Annotated in this window: 3 protein-coding genes; all 3 read left to right on the top strand. The window is 40.6% G+C overall.

From position 1 onward, the window contains the following. Nucleotides 1-384 (top strand): hypothetical protein (locus AC220I_RS21845; protein WP_486725983.1); only part of this gene is annotated, 384 nt, incomplete at its 5' end. A gap of 51 nt (nt 385-435) precedes the next feature. Further along, the gene (kal, locus tag AC220I_RS21840; protein ID WP_194702800.1) at nt 436-825 is read left to right on the top strand and encodes a 3-aminobutyryl-CoA ammonia lyase; all 390 of its coding nucleotides are present in this window, start codon (nt 436-438) and stop codon (nt 823-825) included. An 8-nt stretch (nt 826-833) separates the two neighbouring features. Further along, entirely contained in the window at nt 834-1,646 is an 813-nt protein-coding gene (kce, locus tag AC220I_RS21835; protein WP_486725982.1) for a 3-keto-5-aminohexanoate cleavage enzyme, read from the top strand. The last annotated feature ends 329 nt before the right edge of the window (nt 1,647-1,975 follow it).

The raw sequence follows: 1,975 nt of genomic DNA, 5'->3' as shown, positions 1-1,975 counted from the left end.
TCTTATGATACAATTGATGAAATTTATCCCAACTTAAAAGGATTAGATGAGTACACCTACAAGCGTTTTATGAATTTTTTAAGAGCAATATCAGACATTCTGTTAAGTATTATCAGCGGTTTTGGCATCATATATGTTTTTATGAATATATTTAGAATGATAAGAGCGCTTTATAATCAAAAGTTGAATTTACAAGCCTTTGTGGTTTTACCCGTGATAAACTTGGCCTTTGTGTCATTGGTTTTCTTTGTTTATGAAGGTCAGCCACGCTATAATTTCATTGTTTTATTTCTCTTGATCATGGCTTTTGCCATTGGATTTGACATCATTAAGGAGAAATTTATGGAGGTTGAGGGAAATACCTTCAAAATTCCTGAAAGATGATGTAAAATAGGGATTAGGGATCAAATTTTAAATAATTTGGAGGGAACAGAAATGTCCGAAAAAGCAATGATTAGAATGAGAATGAGTATGCACGATGCACACTACGGTGGTAATTTAGTGGATGGCGCTAAAATGCTTAACCTATTTGGCGATGTTGCAACAGAGCTTTTGATTCGTCAAGATGGTGATGAGGGTCTTTTTGCGGCATATGAAAGTGTTGAGTTCTTAGCACCAGTATATGCGGGTGATTACATTGAAGCAGTGGGCGAAATTACAAAAGTGGGAAATTCATCTCGTAAGATGACATTTGAAGCACGTAAAGTAATTATTCCAAGACCTGATATCAATGATTCTGCTTGTGATGTACTTGAAGAGCCAATTATCGTATGTAGAGCAGTGGGTACATGTGTCGTTACTAAAGATAAACAAAGAAATAAGTAGGTGATCACATGGAAAAATTAATTATAACCGCGGCTTTGACAGGTGCAGAAGTCACTAGAGAACAACAACCAAATTTACCGCTCACACCAGACGAAATTGCTGAAGCGGCATATGAATGCTACTTAGCGGGTGCATCAATTGTTCATGTTCATGCAAGAGATGCTGAAGGTAATCCGACTCAAGATTTTGAAGTCTACAAAGAGATTAAAGAGAAAGTAGAAGCGAAATGTCCGATTATTTTCCAACCGTCAACAGGTGGTGCTGTATGGCATACGCCAGAACAAAGATTACAACCAGTTGACTTGAAACCAGAAATGGCGACACTTAGCTGTGGTACATGTAACTTTGGTCCGGATGTCTTCATGAATTCTGAAGAGTATATAGAACGCTTTGCAACAAAAATGCAAGAGATGGGTGTTAAGCCTGAAATAGAAGTATTTGAACGTGGTATGATTGAGAATGCTAAAGCACTTGTGAAGAAAGGTCTTGTCAAAGCACCCCTTCATGTGGATTTTGTTCTTGGTGTACCTGGAGCGTGTCCTGGAACGCCAGAAGACTTAATGTTCATGGTAAATCAGCTTCCTGAAGGCTGGACTTGGACTGTGGCAGGTATTGGCCGTTCTGAAACACCACTTGCAGTAATGGCAATTGTCATGGGCGGACACGTTCGTGTTGGTTTTGAAGACAATGTTTACTACTCAAAGGGAAGACTTGCAAAATCAAATGCTGAACTCGTTGAGAGAATCGTAAGACTCGCGAAAGAAATCGGCAGAGAAGTTGCTACACCAGAAGAAGCAAGAGCAATTTTGGGTCTAAAATAAAAATTCGTTTATATAAAAAGGTGACATATGGTTCCCCTACGAGCAAGCGTCCTCGGCTAAGGCCTGCGGATTGCTCTACGTGGATCCACATGCCACCTTTTTTGTTTGGAAGAATTTTGGACGTGGCATAAAAAGGTGCCATATGGTTCCCCTACGAGCAAGCGTCCTCGGCTAAGGCCTGCGGATTGCTCTACGTGGATCCACATGCCACCTTTTTTGTTGGGAAGAATTTTGGACGTGGCATAAAAAGGTGCCATATGGTTCCCCTACGAGCAAGCGTCCTCGGCTAAGGCCTGCGGATTGCTCTACGTGGATCCACATGCCACCTT

Source organism: Fusibacter sp., from assembly GCF_057447755.1.
This window is presented reverse-complemented; position numbering and strand designations above follow the sequence as displayed.

Bases quoted from the DNA above. Each gene is read 5' to 3' on its own strand.
- kce (WP_486725982.1), top strand. From the start codon at position 834: ATGGAAAAATTAATTATAACCGCGGCTTTGACAGGTGCAGAAGTCACT.
- kal (WP_194702800.1), top strand. From the start codon at position 436: ATGTCCGAAAAAGCAATGATTAGAATGAGAATGAGTATGCACGATGCA.